The sequence below is a fragment of the Stenotrophomonas sp. GL_111 genome (assembly GCF_057835245.1).
In genome coordinates this window covers 541789-557890 of the sequence record NZ_CM174421.1, presented here as the reverse complement: position 1 = coordinate 557890, position 16102 = coordinate 541789, and the positions used below count along the sequence as shown (strand labels likewise).

Below are 16102 nucleotides of genomic sequence, written 5' to 3'. Positions count from 1 at the left end.
GGGAAGCGCCCTGGCGCGAATGGCAATTGTCCCATTCCCGGATCAGGATCACACTGATTACCTGATCCCGTCTGTGATCGCGTTCGAGGAGTTGTCATGAACCGCAAACCCTTGGTGGCCGGTGTCCTGGCCTGCCTGCTGGTGATCGGCTGCGCCAGTGCCGCACCGCGCACCGTGACCGACCCGCAGGCGCCGCGCGCGCTGGCCGGCGATGGCCCGGTGAAGGTGCAATGGACCGATCCGGCCCAGTTCAGCGAAATCCGTCAAAGCACCAACCGCTTCGAAGCCGAGCGCGGTGACTGGGTGCAGCAGCTGGCAAAGTATGTGCAGACCAAGGCCGGCAAGCAGCTGCAGCCGGGCCAGACCCTGGACGTGACCCTCACCGACATCAAGCGTGCCGGTGATTACGAGCCGTGGCACGGCGCGCGCGGCACCGATATCCGCATCCTGCGCGACATCTACCCGCCGCGCATCGCACTCACCTATACCCTGACCGATGCACAGGGCCAGGTGATCGCGCAGGGCGAACGCAAACTGCAGGACAGCGGCTACCTGCACAACATCGGGCTGCAACGCGACACCGATCCGCTGCGCTATGAAAAGCAGCTGCTGGATGACTGGATCCAGCGCGATCTGCGCGCGCCGGCCACCGCCAGCAACTGATCCTGGCGGTGCGGACACGAAAAAGGCGGCGCAGATGCGCCGCCTTTTTCGTGTCCGGCGTGGGCCTCAGCGCCCCAGATGGACGTGCGGCACGCGCTTGACCGCGCACGGCAGCTGATACGCGCTGACCCCGCACAGCGGTGCCAGTACATCCATCCGCGGCGATTCGCCCCACAGGGTCACGGTGCTGCCGATGCCAGCCTGCGGCAGGTCGGTGAGGTCCACGGTGAGCATGTCCATCGAGACCCGCCCGATCAGCGCAGCGGGCACGCCGTCCACCAGCAGCGGGGTGCCGTTGGGTGCGAACTGCGGATAGCCATCGGCATAACCCAGCGCCACCACGCCCACCCGGGTGGGGCGTTCGGCGACGAAGCGTGCGCCATAGCCCACCGGCTCACCGACGCCGATCTCGCGCACGGCGAAGATCTTCGATTGCATGGTCATGACCGGGCGCAGCCGCTCGGTGAGCGCGCTGTGCGCCTGCAACGGGTTGGCCCCGTACAGCATCAGGCCCGGGCGCACCCAGTCGCTGCGCACGTCCGGCCAGCCCAGCAGGGCCGGCGAGTTGCACAGGCTGGTTTCACCGGCCAGGCCTTCGATGGCCGCCGCGAAGGTAGCGGCCTGCTCGCGGGTACGCGGGCTGTCCAGCTCATCGGCGCGCGCCATGTGGCTCATCAGCACCATCGGCCCCACCTGCGGCAGCGCACTCAACTGCGCATGCGCGGCGCGGAAATCGGCCGGCGACAGGCCCAGACGATGCATGCCGCTGTCCAGCTTCAGCCAGATGGTGAGCGTGGCGCTGGTCGCGAACGCCAGCACCGCCTCCACCTGCCACGGTGCCGCCACCGCGAACCACAGGTCGTGCTGCACGATCAACGGCAGTTCGTCGGCGTCGAAGAAACCTTCCAGCAGCAGGATCGGCGCGGTGATGCCGGCCTCGCGCAGCTGCAGCGCTTCTTCGATGCAGGCCACACCGAACGCATCGGCGTCGTCCTGCAGCGCCTGCGCACAGGCCACCGCGCCGTGGCCGTAGGCATCGGCCTTGACCGCGGCCAGCGTCTTGCGGCCGCCACCGAGTTCACGGGCCAGGCGGAAGTTGGCGCGCAACGCGTCAAGGTCGATCAACGCGCGGGCTGGGCGCATGCTTTGGGCTCACTGTGGCGGACGGAAGCGGCGTGGTGGCCGTAGCGGAAGATATCCAGGCCTTCGGTGCTGATCTGCGGCTGGCGCGCGCTGATCAGGTCGGCCAGGTAGCGGCCCGAACCGCAGGCCATGGTCCAGCCCAGCGTGCCGTGGCCGGTGTTGAGGAACAGGTTGCGGTACGGCGTGGCGCCGATCACCGGGGTACCGTCCGGGGTGGCCGGGCGCAGCCCGGTCCAGAACTCGGCGCGCGACAGATCGCCGCCGTGCGGGTACAGGTCGCGCACCACCTTTTCCAGCGTGGCGCGGCGGCGCGGGTCCAGCGACAGGTCGAACCCGCCCACCTCGGCCATGCCGCCCACGCGGATGCGGTCGTCGAAACGGGTCACGGCCACCTTGTAGCTCTCATCCAGGATGGTCGAGGTGGGCGCCATGTCCGGGTGGGTGATCGGCAGGGTCAGCGAGTAGCCCTTCAGCGGGTACACCGGCAGGCGCAGGCCCAGCGGATCAACCAGCGAAGGCGAATAGCTGCCCAGCGCGACCACGTAGCGGTCGGCGGTTTCCAGCTGGCCGTCGATGCGCACGCCGGTGATGCGGTCGCCATCGGTCTGCAGCGCGGCGATGTCCTGGTCGAAGCGGAACTCGACCCCGGCATCCACGCACATCTGCGCCAAGCGGCGGGTGAACAGCTGGCAGTCGCCGGTCTGGTCGCGCGGCAGGCGCAGCGCGCCCACCAGCGTATCGGCCACCGCGGCCAGCGCCGGTTCGTGGGCGATGATGCCGGCGCGGTCGAGCAGTTCGTAGGGCACGCCGTACTGCGCCAGCACCTCGATGTCCTGCGCCGAGGCGTCCAGCTGCTGCTGGGTGCGGAACAGCTGGGTGGTGCCCAGGTCGCGGCCTTCGAATTCGATGCCGGTCTGTGTGCGCAGCTCGTTCAGGCAGTCGCGGCTGTACTCGGACATGCGCACCATGCGCGCCTTGTTGATCGCATAGCGTTCATGGGTGCAGTTGCGCAGCATCTGCGCCAGCCAGCGGTACTGGTGCCAGTCCAGGCCGGGGCGGATGGCCAGCGGGGCGTGTTCGGAGAACAGCCATTTGACCGCCTTGAGCGGTACGCCGGGCGCGGCCCACGGCGAGGTGTAGCCGAACGACAGCTGCCCGGCGTTGGCGAAACTGGTTTCCAGCGCCGGAGCGGGCTGGCGGTCCACGACCGTGACTTCAAACCCGGCCTGCCGCAGGTACCAGGCACTGGTCGTGCCGATTACCCCACTGCCAAGGACTAGAACGCGCATGACACTTCTCCAACCCGATCATTCCCTGCACTGGAGCGTGCCGGGACCATAATTGCGGAAGTATATTCCGGCCAAACCAATCATTTCGCCTGTTTTTAGGAGTGATGGCAGGGTATTGTCCTGCAAACCCATTCGACAGGCTCACCCCCATGGCCGCACGCCCGCGCGAGCTGGACAAGATCGACCGCAAGATCCTGCGCATCCTGCAGGACGAGGGCCGCATCTCCTTCACCGAACTGGGCGAGCGGGTCGGCCTGTCCACCACCCCGTGTACCGAGCGGGTGCGCCGGCTGGAGCGCGATGGCGCCATCACCGGCTACTACGCCAAGCTCGATCCGCACTACCTCAAGGCCAGCCTGCTGGTGTTCGTGGAGATCAGCCTGGCCTACAAATCCGGCGACATCTTCGAAGAGTTCCGGCGCGCGGCGCTGAAGCTGCCCAACGTGCTGGAGTGCCACCTGGTCTCGGGCGATTTCGACTATCTGCTGAAGGCCCGCATCAGCGAAATGGCCTCCTACCGCAAACTGCTCGGCAGCACCCTGCTGACCCTGCCGCATGTGCGCGAATCCAAGAGCTACATCGTGATGGAAGAGGTCAAGGAGACCTTGACCCTGCCCATCCCGGACTGACCGCCCCAACGCAAAAGGCGGCGCGCGAGTGCGCACCGCCCTGTCGAGGTTGCCGTCAACGCGTCAGCGCTGCTGCTTGGGGTCCGGGTTGCGCTGCTCCTGCTGCTTGCCACCCTTGGGGTTCTGCTGGTCCCACTGCTGCTGGTTCTGCTGGTTCTGCTGGTTCTGCTGGCCGGCCTTCTGGTGCTGACTGCCCTGCTGTTCCTGCGGCATCTTGCCGCCCTTCTGGTTCTGCTGGTTGGTCATGATTGCACTCTTGTCGAAAAACCTTGGAATACGCCGCATGTCGGCGCACGCACAGGGTCCGGCAAAAACAGTTAATCGCAGGCGAAAAAGCAGTGAGCCGATGCGTTGATGCAGATGACTGCGCGGTGCGGGTTGTGCAGTGTTCAGATGCCGATCACCGCACGCGGCAGCTCAGGGTTTGATCTGCTGCCCGCCGGCGCTGGGCACGGCGTCGTAGTACTTGCCGGTGCGCGTGTCGAGCACCCGGTTGGGGCCCACCTGCTTGGCACCGGGGATGATCCGCCCGTTACGGTCATACACCTTCTGCTGCACCACCGGCCCCTGGATCGGCGGCGCGCGCGAAGGCCCTTCGCTCTGGATCGGCGCGGTCCGCAACTGCTGCTGAATCTGCGAATTCGATTTCACCGGCGCCAGTTCGCCGGACAGGCTGTCGGCCGGGGCCGGCCGCACGGGGGTGGGCAACGGGGTCGGCGCGGGCGAGGGCATCAGCACCGGGCGGGTCCGGGTGGGGTCGGGCGGCGGGCCGATCTGCGCGCTGGCGGCCAGCGGCAGGCCCGCCAGCAGCGCGGCGGCCAGGCACGGGGCAAGGAAACGGGTCATGGCCAGCCTCGGCAGGGGAACAGGCCCCCACCATGCGCGCGGGCAGGTATCGGCGCCATGAACGCGGCGGCCTGCGCGGTGGCCCGCTTGAAGGTTCCGGCCCGTGGCCCAATCTTGAACAGACTGCCAAGAGGAACCGCCATGACCGCCTTCGACCTGTCTCCCCCCAGCGACGCCCAGCGCCAGGCCCTGATCGGCGGTCTCAATGCCGACGAACAGCGGGTGCTGCTGCATCACGGCACCGAGGCACCGTTCTGCGGGGTGTTCCTGGACAACAAGCAGGACGGGGTCTACGGCTGCCGCCTGTGCGGGCTGCCGCTGTTCCGCTCCAGCACCAAATTCGACTCCGGCACCGGCTGGCCGAGCTTCTTCGCCCCGTTCGATGCCGCCCACGTGCGCGAGATCCGTGACATCAGCCATGGCATGGTCCGCACCGAGATCGTCTGCGCGCGATGTGACAGCCATCTCGGCCATGTCTTCCCCGACGGCCCGCCGCCGACCCATGAGCGGCACTGCCTGAATTCGGTCTCGCTGGCCTTCACCCCCAACGGCGAGGCCTATCCAGACCCGCTGCAGCGCGGCGGGGCCGAGGCCCAACCGGCGGGCTGAATCCGAAAAAGTGTGACATTGAGCGAAGGGCACCCTTCAGAAACCCGGTGCCGGGGCCGACAAGGTGGTATCCCCTACTCCGCGCCGGCCCCATGCTCATCTTCGTTGGATTCATCATCGTCATCGTCAGCGTGCTCGGCGGCTACGTCGGCGCGCATGGCAAGCTGGCAGCACTGTGGCAGCCCTACGAACTGGTCATCATCGGGGGCGCGGCGCTGGGCGCGTTCCTGGTCGGCACCCCGATCAAGACCGTCAAGCAGACCCTGCAGGCCACCGTGGGCGTGTTCAAGGGCCCGCGCTACAAGCAGCAGGACTACATCGACGTCCTCAGCCTGCTTTACGAACTGCTCAACAAGGCCCGCCGCGAGGGCTTCATGGCGCTGGAAGACCATGTCGAGCGCCCGGCGGAAAGTGCGATCTTCGCCAACTACCCCAAAGTGCAGGCCGACCACCACCTGGTCGACTTCATCACCGACTGCCTGCGCCTGATGATCGGCAGCAACATCGAGCCGCACGAACTGGAACCGCTGCTGGAGATGGAGCTGGAGAAGCACCACGCCGAGGCGATGCAGCCCTCGGCCGTGCTCAACAAGGTCTCCGACGGCCTGCCCGGCTTCGGCATCGTGGCCGCGGTGCTGGGCATCGTGATCACGATGGGCTCGATCGGCGGGGAAATCACCGAAGTCGGCGCGCACGTGGCCGGTGCGCTGGTGGGTACCTTCCTGGGCATCCTGCTGGCCTACGGCTTCGTCAGCCCGCTGGCCGCCGCCGTGGAAGCCCGCGCCGAGCAGGACAGCCGCATCTACGAGTCGGTCAAGACCGCCCTGCTGGCCTGCCTGCGCGGCTACAACCCGAAAATCGCGCTGGAATTCGCCCGCAAGACCCTGCCCTCGTCGGTACGCCCGGGCTTCAGCGCGTTCGAACAACACCTCAAGACGGTCAAGTAAGGCAGCGCCATGGCCGAGAACAAACCCACCGTCATCGTCCGCCGGGTCAAGAAGGCCGGCCACGCCGCCCATCATGGCGGCGCCTGGAAGGTTGCCTATGCCGACTTCGTGACCGCGATGATGGCCTTCTTCCTGGTGCTGTGGCTGATGGCCGCCACCACCAAGCCCGAGCGCGCGGCGATCTCCGAGTATTTCCGCAACCCCAGCCCGCTCAGCGGGCAGAGTTCGACCCCGGCGCCGGGCATGGCCGGCCCGGGCGGGGCCAGCACCTCGATGATCAAACTGGGCGGCGCCACCGATATCTCGCGCGGCAACAGCAACGACCCGTTCCAGAACCAGCAGACCGCCAAGCCGATCCCACAGACCGATCGCGAGCGCGAAAAGCAGCAGCTCGAGGCGCTCAAGCAGGAACTGGAAGAGGCCATCAGCAAGAGCCAGGCGCTGGAGCCGTTCAAGGACCAGCTGCTGCTGGACCTGACCCCGGAAGGCCTGCGCATCCAGATCGTGGACAAGCAGAACCGGCCGATGTTCGACGTCGGCAGCGCCACGCTCAAGCCGTACACGCGCGAGATCCTGCGCGAGCTGTCGCAGTTCATCAACCACGTGCCGAACCGGATCAGCATCACCGGGCATACCGACATCACCGCTTACACCGCCGCCCACGGCTACAGCAACTGGGAGCTCAGCGCCGACCGCGCCAATGCCGCGCGCCGGGCCCTGCTCGATGGCGGCATGAGCGAAGAGAAGGTCACCCGGGTGGTCGGGCTGTCGTCGTCGGTGCTGTTCGACAAGACCCAACCGGACAACCCGATCAACCGCCGCATCAGCATCGTGGTGATGACCCAGGCCGCTGAAGCCGCCGCGCTGGCCGGGGCCGGCCAGGAAGTGGCGCTGTCACCGACCACCGCCGACCCGGACATCCACGCCGCACAGGGGCCGGTGGCCACGCCGGGCGCCGGGCGCTGAGCCCGCGCCCGGCGGCAAGTCTAGGAGCCGGCCGGCGGCCGGCACTACAATGGGTCTTTCCGTTTATACGAAGACCCCACCATCATGTCCAAGCAGTCCAAGGCCAAGCGCGACAAGCGCAAGAAGCTGCAGCCCAAGCGCCCGATCAACCGCCTCAACGCCCAGCAGCCGGTGCAGAACCACGCCGTCCTGCAGAACGAAGAGGGTCAGGTCGTGGCCGCGATCGGCCTGCAGGGCACCGAATGGCTGCTGGCCATCGGCGGCCAGACCATGGGCAACGCCGACAATCCGGTGCCGATGCTGGCCATGCTCAAGCACCTGTCCAATGTGCAGGAGAAGGAAGGCCGCAAGGTCACCCTGGAATACTCGACCCAGCTGCAGCAGCTGATCGACGACCTGGCCGCCGATGAAGGCAAGACCGCCGAGGAATACCTGTCCCAGCTGGTGTCCGAGTTCGAAGGCGTGGAAGACGAAGACGCCGCCGAAGGCGACGCGGTGACTGAGCAGGCCGACGCCGTGGCCGAAGACGCCCCGGTTGCCGAGGCCGCCCCGGCCGACGCCGACGCACAGCCCAAGGGCTGATCGCGGCCCCGGTGACGGTCTATATCGACGATGCGGTACATCCCTGGCGCGGTGAGCGCTGGGCGCATCTGATGGCCGACACCCTGCCCGAGCTGCACGCCATGGCGGCGCAGCTCGGGATCCCGCGGCGGGCGTTCCAGAACCGCCCAAGCGGTGCGCACTACGACATTCCGTCCCCGCTGCGCGGCCAGGCCATCGCACTCGGCGCCCAGGCCATCTCACGGCACACCGACCGGGCCCTGGTCAAAACCGTGATCGCCAACGCCCGGACCCAGTACACGCCGTCCGACGATTGATGCGCGGTGGGTACCGACCGTTGGTCGGTACTCAACCCCGCCGCCACTCAGAACGGATCGCTGCCCAGGCGGACTTCCACGTTCAACAGCGAGCACAGCGCCAGCATCGCATCGTCGTCGCGGCTCAGCGCCATCCAGCCGGTGAAGCCCGCATTGCCCGCATCCACGCTCCACAGCGTGTAGTTCTGCTCGCGCAGGCGATCAAAGGCCGTGCTCATCAGCTGCACGCCGTCGGCCTTGGCGGCGAAATCCTCATCGTCCAGGTCGCCACCCCAGTCCAGCTGCAGGTTCCAGCGCGCGGACAGCTCGTTGACCGCCGACATCAACGCATCGGCATCCTCACGCTCCACCTCGAAACCGGACTGCCAGGCGATGGCGGTCAACAGCGGCGGCAGCCAATCGGCTTCTTCATCGAGTTCCTCGCCACTTTCCAGCAGCGCCTCGCGCCAGCGGTTGAACTGCTGCAGCGCCAGTTCCTCATCGCCCGGGTTGATCATCACCAGCAGATTCCAGACCCGCGCCTCGAAGTCGTCCTCTTCGAAATCGCGTTCCTCTTCTTCGAAGTCGAAATAATCGCTGTTGTCGGGCATGGGGGGCGTTCCTGGAGACAGACCGCCATTCTGACGCGCATGGGCGTGGGCAGGAAGCGAAATTCGGTGGCGGGCGCCGCGCGGTTTATCCTGTACGCCAAGAAGGCGGCCGTGGTGGTCGCCAGTACCCGATGACCATGAGCGATACCCCTCCCGATCACCTGGCGATCAACCCGGCCAGCCCCTTCCACGATGCCGCCGCGCTGGAGCGTGGGGTCGGCATCCGTTTCAACGAGGTCGAGCGCGACAACGTTGAGGAATATTCGGTCAGCGAAGGCTGGATCCGCGTGCAGGCCGGCAAGGCCCGCGACCGTCGTGGCAACCCGATGACCATCAAGATCAAGGGCACCGTGGTGGCCTACTTCCTGGACCAGAAGCCGGAGGCCTGATCCGGCCTGCGCGATGGCGCCCGACCCTGGGTCGGGCGACCGTTCAATCGCGCTGCCGGGTTTCCAGCAGGTCCAGGTTGCGGATCAGCTTGCGCGAGACCTCGTCGGAAATCTTGCCGCGCCGGGTCAGCCGGAACAGTTCCTCGCGCTCGGCAGTCAACCCGGCGCTGCGCAGCTGGCGGTAACCCTGCTCCATCCGCTGCACCTTCTCAGGATCGGCATCCGGTCCGTTCTCCTTTTCCAGATTGCGCTGGTACAGCAGGCTGACCCGCGAGGCGGCGTCGTTGTACAGCTGCACGTTCTCGGTGGTCTGGTTCTGCACCAGCTGCTGGCGCGTGCGTTCCACCCCGGCCAACGCCGCCTTGGCGGCCAGCTTGCGGGCCAGGTCCTCGGCCTTGCGCTCGCCCGAATCGGCCGGTAGTTCCAGCCCCTTCAGCAGCCGTGGCAACGCCAGGCTGGCCGCGACCAGCGAGACCAGGATCACCGAGGCGGCCAGGAAGATCACCAGGTCGCGTGCCGGGAACGCACTGCCGTCGGGCAGAAACAACGGCAGGGTGAGCACACCGGCCAGGGTGATCGCTCCGCGCACGCCGGCCACCGAGGTCGCCACCACCACCCGCCACGGCGTGCCCTGCCGCACTTCGCCACGATGACGCGCGCGCAGCAGGCTCCAGCGCAGCGACAGCCACACCCAGGCCAACCGCAGCAGCACCAGCGCCAGGTTGATCACCACCACATAGACCAGCAGCCACCATGCACTGTGATGGCCGCTCTCGCTGACCGTGGTGATCGCACGCTCGACGATGCCCGGCAGCTGCTCACCGAGCAGCACGAACATGATGCCGTTGAAGCTGAACTGCAGCATTCCCCACACCGCCGCGCGCTGCACGCGCATGCTGCCCGAGACGCGACCGGTGAGCTCGACGTAGCTCATGGTGATACCGGCGGCGACCGCCGAAAGGATGCCCGAGGCATTGGCTTCTTCGGCCAGCAGGTAGGCCGCGAATGGAATCAGCAGGTTGACCAGCAGCGCCGCGCCGGGCTCCTCGCCGAAGCGCCGCCACAGCCAGCGCTGGAAGGTGGACACCCCCAGCGTCACCGCCACGCCGATCGCCAGCCCGGCCACCGCCACCCACACGAAGGTCAGCGACGCGCTGGCCAGCGAGAATGTCCCGGTCATCACCGCGGCCACCGCGAAGCGGAAGCAGACCAGGCCGGAGGCATCGTTCAACAACGACTCGCCTTCCAGGATGTGCATCAGCCGCTTGGGAATGGGCGCGCGCGAGGCGATCGAGCCCACCGCGACCGGATCGGTCGGGGAAATGATGGCCGCCAGGGCGAAGGCCACCGCCAGCGGCATCACCGGAATCATCCAGTGGATCAGGAAACCGGCGCCGATCACGGTGAACACCACCAGCCCGAACGCCAGTTCCAGGATCACGCCCTTGTCGCGGAACAGGCCCTGCTTGGGAATGCGCCACCCGTCCAGGAACAGCAGCGGCGGCAGGAACAGCAGGAAGAACATCTCCGGTTCCAGCGCATGGCCGCGGTTGAATACGCCGGCGATGACCGCGCCCAGGCCGATCTGCACCAGCGGCAACGGCAACGACAGCGGCAACACCCGGACCAGGTAGCCGCTGGCGACCACGGCCACCAGCATCGCCAGTACGACTTCAATGGTATGCATGCATTTTCCAGTGGACGGCGCGGGGGAGGCTGCACGCAGCCGACGCCGGAAACTGCAAAAAAACTATCACACCCTCGCGGTGCCGTCGAAACGGTAGATGTCCATCGCCAGGAAGCCCGCATCGATGCCGGCGTCGATGCGCTGCGCGCCCAATGCGTCGCCACCGGCCGCGCCCATCGCAACGTAGAGCGGCTGCAGGTGCTCATCGGTGGGATGCGCACGCTCGGCATGCGGTGCCTGGCGGCGGTAGTCCAGCAGGGCCGCGCTGTCGTCGGCCAGCAGCCGCTGCTCCACCCATTCGATGAAGGGCCGCACATACGGCGCTTCCTTGCCCTGCGCGTAGTTGCCCCAGTCGTGCAGGTTGTGGGTGATGCTGCCCGAGCCGATCACCAGCACGCCCTGATCACGCAGCGGCGCCAGCGCACGGCCCAGGGCCAGCTGATGCGCCGGGCCGAGCATGGGCTGGATCGCCAGCGGCACGACCGGGATATCGGCCTGCGGGTACAGGAAGCGCAGCGGCACCCAGGCGCCGTGATCCAGGCCGCGGTCCGGGTCGATCACCGTCGGCAGGCCGGCCGCACCCAGCCGCGCGGCGACCTCGGCCGCCAGCGCCGGATCGCCCGGCGCGGGGTACTGCAGGTCGAACAACGCCTGCGGGAAGCCACCGAAGTCGTGGATGGTGGGCGGTTGCCGATGCCCACCGACCACCGGCTGGCGGGTCAGCCAATGCGCCGACGCCATCACGATGGCGCGCGGACGCGGCAACGTGGCCGCCAGCGCGGCCAGACGCTCGCCGACCAGACCCGGGTTGAGCGCGGTCATCGGCGAACCGTGCGAGATATACAGCGAAGGCAGACGGGACATCACACTCTCCACAGGGGATGACGGGTATTGCAGCGATTCAACGCGAGACCAGCGTCCACTTGCCGTCGCCGATGCAGAACAGCACCAGCAGGGCCAGCGCCCAGAACGCCGGGTACTCCCAGCCTCCGCCGGGGTTGGCGAAGCTGAAGCCATTGGCGCCGTGCACGCTGACGATGGTGCCCAGCAGCAGCGGCACGCCGAGCAGCCCGATCCAGCGCGCGTACACGCCGAGCAGCAGCGCCGCGGCGATGCCCAGCTCGCCGACCATCGCCAGGTAGCCGAGTGCGCCGGGCAAGCCGAGCGATTCGAAGTAGGCGGCGGTGCCGGCCGGGGTGAACACCAGCAGCTTGGTCAGGCCATGCACCAGGAACAGGCCGCCGAGCGCCCAGCGCAGGAGCGTGGCACCGTAGGGGGCAAGCGCGGGGGTGCGGACAGGATGGGCGGACATGGGACACCTCGGGGATTCAGTGCGGACAGGTTATTGCGCTTGTTGTTGGCGATAAATACGATCAACTGGCGTTATTTATTACAGGAATCGCAACAATGGATACCTTGGAAGCCATGCGGGTGTTCGTGGCGGTGGTGGAGCGCAATGGCTTCAGCGCGGCCGCGCAGGCGCTGGACATGTCCACGGCCGGGGTCACCCGGCAGATCGCAGCGCTGGAGAAGCGCCTGTCCACGCGCCTGCTCAACCGTACGACGCGCCGTGTGAGCCCGACCAGCACGGGCGCGGCGTACTACGCACAATGTGTGCAGCTGTTGGCGCAGTTCGATGCCTTGGAAGCCAGCATCGGTGCGCAGGCGCTGGAGCCATCGGGCACGCTGCGGGTCAACGCGCCGGTCAGCTACGGCATCGCCCGGCTGGGGCCGGTGCTGGCCGGCTACCGTCAGCGCTACCCGCAGGTGCGGCTGGACCTGTCGCTGTCCGACCGCCTGGTGGACATGGTGGAAGAAGGCTATGACGTGGCGATCCGCATCACGCGCCAACCCGGCCCGGCGCTGATCGCCCGCAAGCTCGCCGAGTCCCAGATCCGCCTGTGCGCGGCACCGGCCTACCTGGCCCGCCATGGCGACCCGCAGCAGCCCGAAGACCTGGCCGGCCATGAGTGCCTGAACTACGCCTACTGGGGCGGCGGTGACAGCTGGCAGCTGCGCGGACCGCGCGGGGAAGTGTCGGTGGCGATCCAGGGCGGCGTACGCGCGAACAACGGCGACGTGCTGCGCGAAGCGGCCATTGCGGGCATGGGGATCATCGTGCAGCCGGATTTCCTGGTGGACGACGCGCTGGCCGACGGCCGCCTGCAGCGTGTGCTGCCGGACTGGGATGTGCCACCGATCGGGATCTTCGCGGTCTACACCAGCCGCAACCACCTGGCCCCGAAAGTGCGCAGTTTCATCGACTACCTGGTGGAGGCGTTGGCGTAAGCACGCCGCGCTAGGCCTCGGCGGTTTCCAGCCGCGCGATCACATCGCCCAGCGGCGCCGGGCGGCCCAGCAGGTAGCCCTGCACCTGATCGCAGCCATGTGCGGCCAGCCACTGGTGCTGGCCCGGAGTCTCCACGCCTTCGGCGATGACGGTCAGGCCCATGCTGTGCCCCAGCGACAGCAGCGCGCGGCAGATCGAGGCGTTGCGTGGGTTGGTTTCCACATCGGCGACGAAGCTGCGGTCGATCTTGAGGATGTCCAGCGGCAGATGCTGCAGGTAGGACATGTTCGAGTAACCGGTGCCGAAATCATCCAGCGAAATGCAGATGCCCTGTTCGTGCAGGCGTTGCATGGTCTGCTTGGCCTGGCCGGGTTTGCGCATCAGGCTGCTCTCGGTCAGCTCCACCTGCAGCGCGCCGCGGGCGAGCCCGAATTCGTGGGTGGCGCGGCTGAACTCGGCAACCAGATCGCTGTTGAAGAACTGCACCGCCGAGACGTTCACGGCGATGGGCAGGTCGAAGCCGGCGTCCACCAGCTGGCGCTGGGCCTGTGCGGCGGCGCGGATCACCCAGCGCCCCAGCGCCAGGATCAGGCCGGTGTCTTCGCACAGCTGGATGAAATCGCCGGGCGGAATGAAGCTGCCATCGGGCTGCGGCCAGCGCAGCAGGGCTTCCAATGCGGCGGGGCTGCCATCGCTGGCGTGGCAGATTGGCTGGAAGTACAGCTCGAACTCGGCATCGATCGCGCTGTGGATGCGCCCGGCCAGCCGCAAGCGGTCGGCCAGGCGCGAGGTGACGGTGTGGTCGAACCAGGCAATCACGTTGCCCTCGTCGCGCGCGGCATGCGCTGCCTGCGCGGCCATGCCGATCACCTGTTCGGCCCGCAGTGCATCGCCATCGAACTTCACCGCCACGCCGATCCGCGGCTCGAACTGATGCAGCCAGTCCTGGCCCCGCACCGGCTCGGAGACCGTCTGCACCAGGGTGTCCAGCGCAGTTTGACGCTGGTGGTCGTCGCGGATGGCAAAGATGAAATCCTCGGCCGGCTGGAAGGCCAGCAGGCCATAACGCACGCCCAGCCCGCCCAGGCGTTTGGCCATCGCCTGCAGTACCACCTCGCCGACCTCGCGGCCGAGAGTGTCGGCCACCAGCTGCAGGCCGCGGAACTGCACGTAGGCGATGGTGTAGCTGCCGCCCTCCTCGTCCAGCTGCGCGGCCAGCGCGCGGGTGTTGAGCAGGCCGGTGGCCGGGTTGTGGGTGGCGTGGTAAGCCAGGTCGCGCTCGTAGGCGAGCCGGTCGCTGACATCCTCGGCCAGCACCAGGCAGGCCTGGCGGTCGTCGAAATCCAGCCGGGCCAGATGCGCGCGCACCTCGAACAAGGTGCCGTCCTTGCGCCGGTGCATGCGCACCTTGGCGTCCTGCACGTCGCCGATGGCAGCGTTGGCGATCGCCCCACGGATCTCCTCCCAGCCTTCGCGCGGGCGGATGTCCAGGATGCTCATCGCCAGGAATTCCTCGCGGCTGTAGCCGTACTGCCGCACCGCCGCTTCGTTGACCTCCAGGAAATGCAGCGTGTCCGGGTCGAACACCCAGAACGGGGCCGGGTTGCGGTCGAACAGCAGCCGGAACTGGCGCTCGGCCTGCTGCACCCGCTCCAGTGCCTGGATCCGTTCGCTGACATCGGTGAGCGCGCCGATCATGCGCCGCTGGCGGTCCACCACGGCCACCCGCTGGCCGCGCGCGGACACCCAGCGCAGCGTGCCACCGGGCAGCACCAGCCGGAACATTTCATCGAGCACGTCGTTGCCGGCGAACGCGTTGTCGAACGCCGCCTGCATGCGCGCGGCATCCTCGCGGTGCACGCGCGCGAAGAACTCAGCCAACGACAGGCTTTCGATGTCGATGCCGAAGATCTCCCGGGCCAGCGGTGACCAGCGCAGCAGGCGCGCATCCTCGTCCACGTACCAGGTGCAGACGCGGCCGACCTGGTGGGCCAGCTGCAGCTCGGCGTGGCCGGTGCGCAGTTCTTCGGTCAACGTGTCCTGTCGGCGGGTGGCGCGGCGCAGGCTCAGGTACACCAGCGCGAAGGCCGCCCAGTACAACAGGTACAGCACCAGTGAGGCCTGCACGTAGGGCCACCACGGGGCCAGCACGTCCTGCCGGCCCAGCCCGGCGTACACCGCGACCGGATACTGGCCGAGCGTGGTCAGGGTGGAAATGCGCTCGACGCGATCGATCGTGCTGGTTTCGATGCCCAGCGGCGTCACCGCATCACGCCGCAGCATCTCGCGCTGGCCCAGGCCGAAGCGCTGGCCGGTCAGGCCGATGGTGTCCGGGCTGCGTGCCAGCACATAGCCGTGCGCATCGGTGATCGAGATGACCCCGTGCTCACCGGTATCCATGCCGCCGATGATCGATTGCAGCTCGCTGGTGCGCAGCCGGCTCAGCAGCCAGCGGTCCTCGCCCATGCGCAGCGCCAGCGGCAGGATCCAGTGCCCGCCGTCGCGCTGCTGCGGCGGCCCCACATACAGCCGGCTGCCCTGGCCGCGGTGGTCTTCCACCGCCCACAGCGGCAGGTGCAGGTCGTCGCTGCCGCGGGTCAATGCGCGGCCGTACTGATCCACCACCACCACGCTGTCCAGTTCGGTATTGCGCTGCAGTACCCCCTGGATGGCCTCATCAAGCAGATCCGGGGCTTGGTGCGGCACGCGCTGGAACAGCAGCGCACCGTTGTCGGCGACGCCTCGCATGGCCCGTTCCATGTTGCGCAGTTCCAGCCGCAGCAGGCGCTGTGAACCCGCCGCCAGCGCCGTGCTCTGGCGCTGTGCGGCCTCCTGTCGGCGCTGGAAATCATTGGCCAGCATGGCGATCAGCCCGGCGCCCAAGAGCACGCCCATGCTGATCCCCAGCCACACGATGGTCCGCATTGGCCGCGCCAGAGCGGGGTTCAACGCGGGCATCGCAAACCTCTCCCACAACAACGGGCTGACTTCATGCGTAAACGCTTCCTGGTTTCCCCAAACCTGAGCGGCCGAAGCCTCGGATTCTTGACGCTTGATCACCACGCCATCCCCTTGCCCTGCGCGTGACCCGCCTCCTGTGCTCCCATGCAGCATGCACCAGCGCGCGCGGCGCGGGAAGAGCGGAACCCGTGTTCATGTTGAAGAAATCCAGCGAT

18 protein-coding genes are annotated in these 16102 nt (G+C 67.6%); 9 read left to right on the top strand and 9 right to left on the bottom strand.

The window, feature by feature from the left end; all coding sequences use genetic code 11:
* Positions 1-96 precede the first annotated feature (96 nt).
* The gene (locus tag AC3IPM_RS02485; RefSeq protein ID WP_489302351.1) at positions 97-663 is read left to right on the top strand and encodes a DUF3016 domain-containing protein; all 567 of its coding nucleotides are present in this window, start codon (positions 97-99) and stop codon (positions 661-663) included.
* A gap of 66 nt (positions 664-729) precedes the next feature.
* On the opposite strand, the gene alr is transcribed toward AC3IPM_RS02485, so the two are convergent.
* Both alr and AC3IPM_RS02475 read right to left on the bottom strand, forming a co-directional pair.
* Complete coding sequence (gene alr / locus AC3IPM_RS02480; RefSeq protein ID WP_489302350.1) at positions 730-1806, bottom strand: alanine racemase; 1077 nt, start codon at positions 1804-1806, stop codon at positions 730-732.
* On the bottom strand, positions 1785-3095 hold the full coding sequence (locus AC3IPM_RS02475; RefSeq protein WP_489302349.1) for a D-amino acid dehydrogenase: 1311 nt from the start codon (positions 3093-3095) through the stop codon (positions 1785-1787). The genes alr and AC3IPM_RS02475 overlap by 22 nt, the downstream gene beginning before the upstream one ends.
* Before the next feature lie 149 nt (positions 3096-3244).
* Between AC3IPM_RS02475 and AC3IPM_RS02470 the strand changes: the two genes are divergently transcribed.
* The gene (locus AC3IPM_RS02470; protein ID WP_428710746.1) at positions 3245-3724 is read left to right on the top strand and encodes an Lrp/AsnC ligand binding domain-containing protein; all 480 of its coding nucleotides are present in this window, start codon (positions 3245-3247) and stop codon (positions 3722-3724) included.
* A 63-nt stretch (positions 3725-3787) separates the two neighbouring features.
* On the opposite strand, the gene AC3IPM_RS02465 is transcribed toward AC3IPM_RS02470, so the two are convergent.
* On the bottom strand, positions 3788-3970 hold the full coding sequence (locus tag AC3IPM_RS02465; RefSeq protein ID WP_489302348.1) for a lana protein: 183 nt from the start codon (positions 3968-3970) through the stop codon (positions 3788-3790).
* A gap of 171 nt (positions 3971-4141) precedes the next feature.
* Complete coding sequence (locus tag AC3IPM_RS02460) at positions 4142-4570, bottom strand: classical arabinogalactan protein 4 (RefSeq protein WP_489302347.1); 429 nt, start codon at positions 4568-4570, stop codon at positions 4142-4144.
* A 141-nt stretch (positions 4571-4711) separates the two neighbouring features.
* Here AC3IPM_RS02460 and msrB point away from each other — a divergent pair, with 141 nt between their 5' ends.
* From msrB to AC3IPM_RS02435, 5 genes are all read left to right on the top strand, one after another.
* Complete coding sequence (msrB, locus tag AC3IPM_RS02455) at positions 4712-5179, top strand: peptide-methionine (R)-S-oxide reductase MsrB (protein WP_489302346.1); 468 nt, start codon at positions 4712-4714, stop codon at positions 5177-5179.
* A gap of 92 nt (positions 5180-5271) precedes the next feature.
* Positions 5272-6126, top strand: a complete 855-nt coding sequence (motA, locus tag AC3IPM_RS02450) for a flagellar motor stator protein MotA (RefSeq protein WP_489302345.1) — start codon at positions 5272-5274, stop codon at positions 6124-6126.
* 9 nt (positions 6127-6135) lie between these two features.
* Positions 6136-7092 carry a flagellar motor protein MotB gene (gene motB / locus AC3IPM_RS02445; protein ID WP_489302344.1) on the top strand — a complete coding sequence of 319 codons (957 nt, stop codon included), beginning with the start codon at positions 6136-6138 and terminating at the stop codon, positions 7090-7092.
* Positions 7093-7176: 84 nt separating this feature from the next.
* Complete coding sequence (locus AC3IPM_RS02440) at positions 7177-7674, top strand: hypothetical protein (protein WP_489302343.1); 498 nt, start codon at positions 7177-7179, stop codon at positions 7672-7674.
* A gap of 11 nt (positions 7675-7685) precedes the next feature.
* Entirely contained in the window at positions 7686-7970 is a 285-nt protein-coding gene (locus AC3IPM_RS02435; protein ID WP_489302342.1) for a DUF4031 domain-containing protein, read from the top strand.
* A 47-nt stretch (positions 7971-8017) separates the two neighbouring features.
* On the opposite strand, the gene AC3IPM_RS02430 is transcribed toward AC3IPM_RS02435, so the two are convergent.
* Complete coding sequence (locus tag AC3IPM_RS02430; RefSeq protein WP_489302341.1) at positions 8018-8560, bottom strand: DUF6630 family protein; 543 nt, start codon at positions 8558-8560, stop codon at positions 8018-8020.
* A gap of 137 nt (positions 8561-8697) precedes the next feature.
* Here AC3IPM_RS02430 and AC3IPM_RS02425 point away from each other — a divergent pair, with 137 nt between their 5' ends.
* Positions 8698-8949 (top strand): DUF3297 family protein, encoded by a 252-nt coding sequence (locus AC3IPM_RS02425; RefSeq protein ID WP_489302340.1) that lies wholly within the window; start codon positions 8698-8700, stop codon positions 8947-8949.
* A gap of 43 nt (positions 8950-8992) precedes the next feature.
* Here the strand turns inward: AC3IPM_RS02425 and AC3IPM_RS02420 are convergent, their stop codons facing one another.
* The 3 genes from AC3IPM_RS02420 to AC3IPM_RS02410 all read right to left on the bottom strand — a co-directional run bounded on the left by AC3IPM_RS02420 (position 8993) and on the right by AC3IPM_RS02410 (position 11948).
* Complete coding sequence (locus tag AC3IPM_RS02420; RefSeq protein WP_489302339.1) at positions 8993-10636, bottom strand: Na+/H+ antiporter; 1644 nt, start codon at positions 10634-10636, stop codon at positions 8993-8995.
* 66 nt (positions 10637-10702) lie between these two features.
* A complete protein-coding gene (locus AC3IPM_RS02415; RefSeq protein ID WP_489302338.1) occupies positions 10703-11500 on the bottom strand; it encodes a dioxygenase family protein in 798 nt (265 codons plus the stop codon).
* A 37-nt stretch (positions 11501-11537) separates the two neighbouring features.
* Entirely contained in the window at positions 11538-11948 is a 411-nt protein-coding gene (locus AC3IPM_RS02410) for a DoxX family protein (protein ID WP_489302337.1), read from the bottom strand.
* Positions 11949-12043: 95 nt separating this feature from the next.
* On the opposite strand from AC3IPM_RS02410, the gene AC3IPM_RS02405 reads away from it, so the two are divergent.
* Positions 12044-12925, top strand: a complete 882-nt coding sequence (locus AC3IPM_RS02405) for a LysR family transcriptional regulator (RefSeq protein WP_489302336.1) — start codon at positions 12044-12046, stop codon at positions 12923-12925.
* A gap of 10 nt (positions 12926-12935) precedes the next feature.
* On the opposite strand, the gene AC3IPM_RS02400 is transcribed toward AC3IPM_RS02405, so the two are convergent.
* Positions 12936-15884, bottom strand: a complete 2949-nt coding sequence (locus AC3IPM_RS02400; RefSeq protein WP_489302335.1) for a bifunctional diguanylate cyclase/phosphodiesterase — start codon at positions 15882-15884, stop codon at positions 12936-12938.
* Positions 15885-16102 lie beyond the last annotated feature (218 nt).

What these genes read in the sequence shown, in the direction of transcription:
- AC3IPM_RS02485 (WP_489302351.1), top strand. Translation starts at nt 97, where the DNA reads ATGAACCGCAAACCCTTGGTGGCCGGTGTCCTGGCCTGCCTGCTGGTG.
- alr (WP_489302350.1), bottom strand. Translation starts at nt 1,806, where the DNA reads ATGCGCCCAGCCCGCGCGTTGATCGACCTTGACGCGTTGCGCGCCAAC.
- AC3IPM_RS02475 (WP_489302349.1), bottom strand. Translation starts at nt 3,095, where the DNA reads ATGCGCGTTCTAGTCCTTGGCAGTGGGGTAATCGGCACGACCAGTGCC.
- AC3IPM_RS02470 (WP_428710746.1), top strand. Translation starts at nt 3,245, where the DNA reads ATGGCCGCACGCCCGCGCGAGCTGGACAAGATCGACCGCAAGATCCTG.
- AC3IPM_RS02465 (WP_489302348.1), bottom strand. Translation starts at nt 3,970, where the DNA reads ATGACCAACCAGCAGAACCAGAAGGGCGGCAAGATGCCGCAGGAACAG.
- AC3IPM_RS02460 (WP_489302347.1), bottom strand. Translation starts at nt 4,570, where the DNA reads ATGACCCGTTTCCTTGCCCCGTGCCTGGCCGCCGCGCTGCTGGCGGGC.
- msrB (WP_489302346.1), top strand. Translation starts at nt 4,712, where the DNA reads ATGACCGCCTTCGACCTGTCTCCCCCCAGCGACGCCCAGCGCCAGGCC.
- motA (WP_489302345.1), top strand. Translation starts at nt 5,272, where the DNA reads ATGCTCATCTTCGTTGGATTCATCATCGTCATCGTCAGCGTGCTCGGC.
- motB (WP_489302344.1), top strand. Translation starts at nt 6,136, where the DNA reads ATGGCCGAGAACAAACCCACCGTCATCGTCCGCCGGGTCAAGAAGGCC.
- AC3IPM_RS02440 (WP_489302343.1), top strand. Translation starts at nt 7,177, where the DNA reads ATGTCCAAGCAGTCCAAGGCCAAGCGCGACAAGCGCAAGAAGCTGCAG.
- AC3IPM_RS02430 (WP_489302341.1), bottom strand. Translation starts at nt 8,560, where the DNA reads ATGCCCGACAACAGCGATTATTTCGACTTCGAAGAAGAGGAACGCGAT.
- AC3IPM_RS02425 (WP_489302340.1), top strand. Translation starts at nt 8,698, where the DNA reads ATGAGCGATACCCCTCCCGATCACCTGGCGATCAACCCGGCCAGCCCC.
- AC3IPM_RS02420 (WP_489302339.1), bottom strand. Translation starts at nt 10,636, where the DNA reads ATGCATACCATTGAAGTCGTACTGGCGATGCTGGTGGCCGTGGTCGCC.
- AC3IPM_RS02415 (WP_489302338.1), bottom strand. Translation starts at nt 11,500, where the DNA reads ATGTCCCGTCTGCCTTCGCTGTATATCTCGCACGGTTCGCCGATGACC.
- AC3IPM_RS02410 (WP_489302337.1), bottom strand. Translation starts at nt 11,948, where the DNA reads ATGTCCGCCCATCCTGTCCGCACCCCCGCGCTTGCCCCCTACGGTGCC.
- AC3IPM_RS02405 (WP_489302336.1), top strand. Translation starts at nt 12,044, where the DNA reads ATGGATACCTTGGAAGCCATGCGGGTGTTCGTGGCGGTGGTGGAGCGC.
- AC3IPM_RS02400 (WP_489302335.1), bottom strand. Translation starts at nt 15,884, where the DNA reads ATGCCCGCGTTGAACCCCGCTCTGGCGCGGCCAATGCGGACCATCGTG.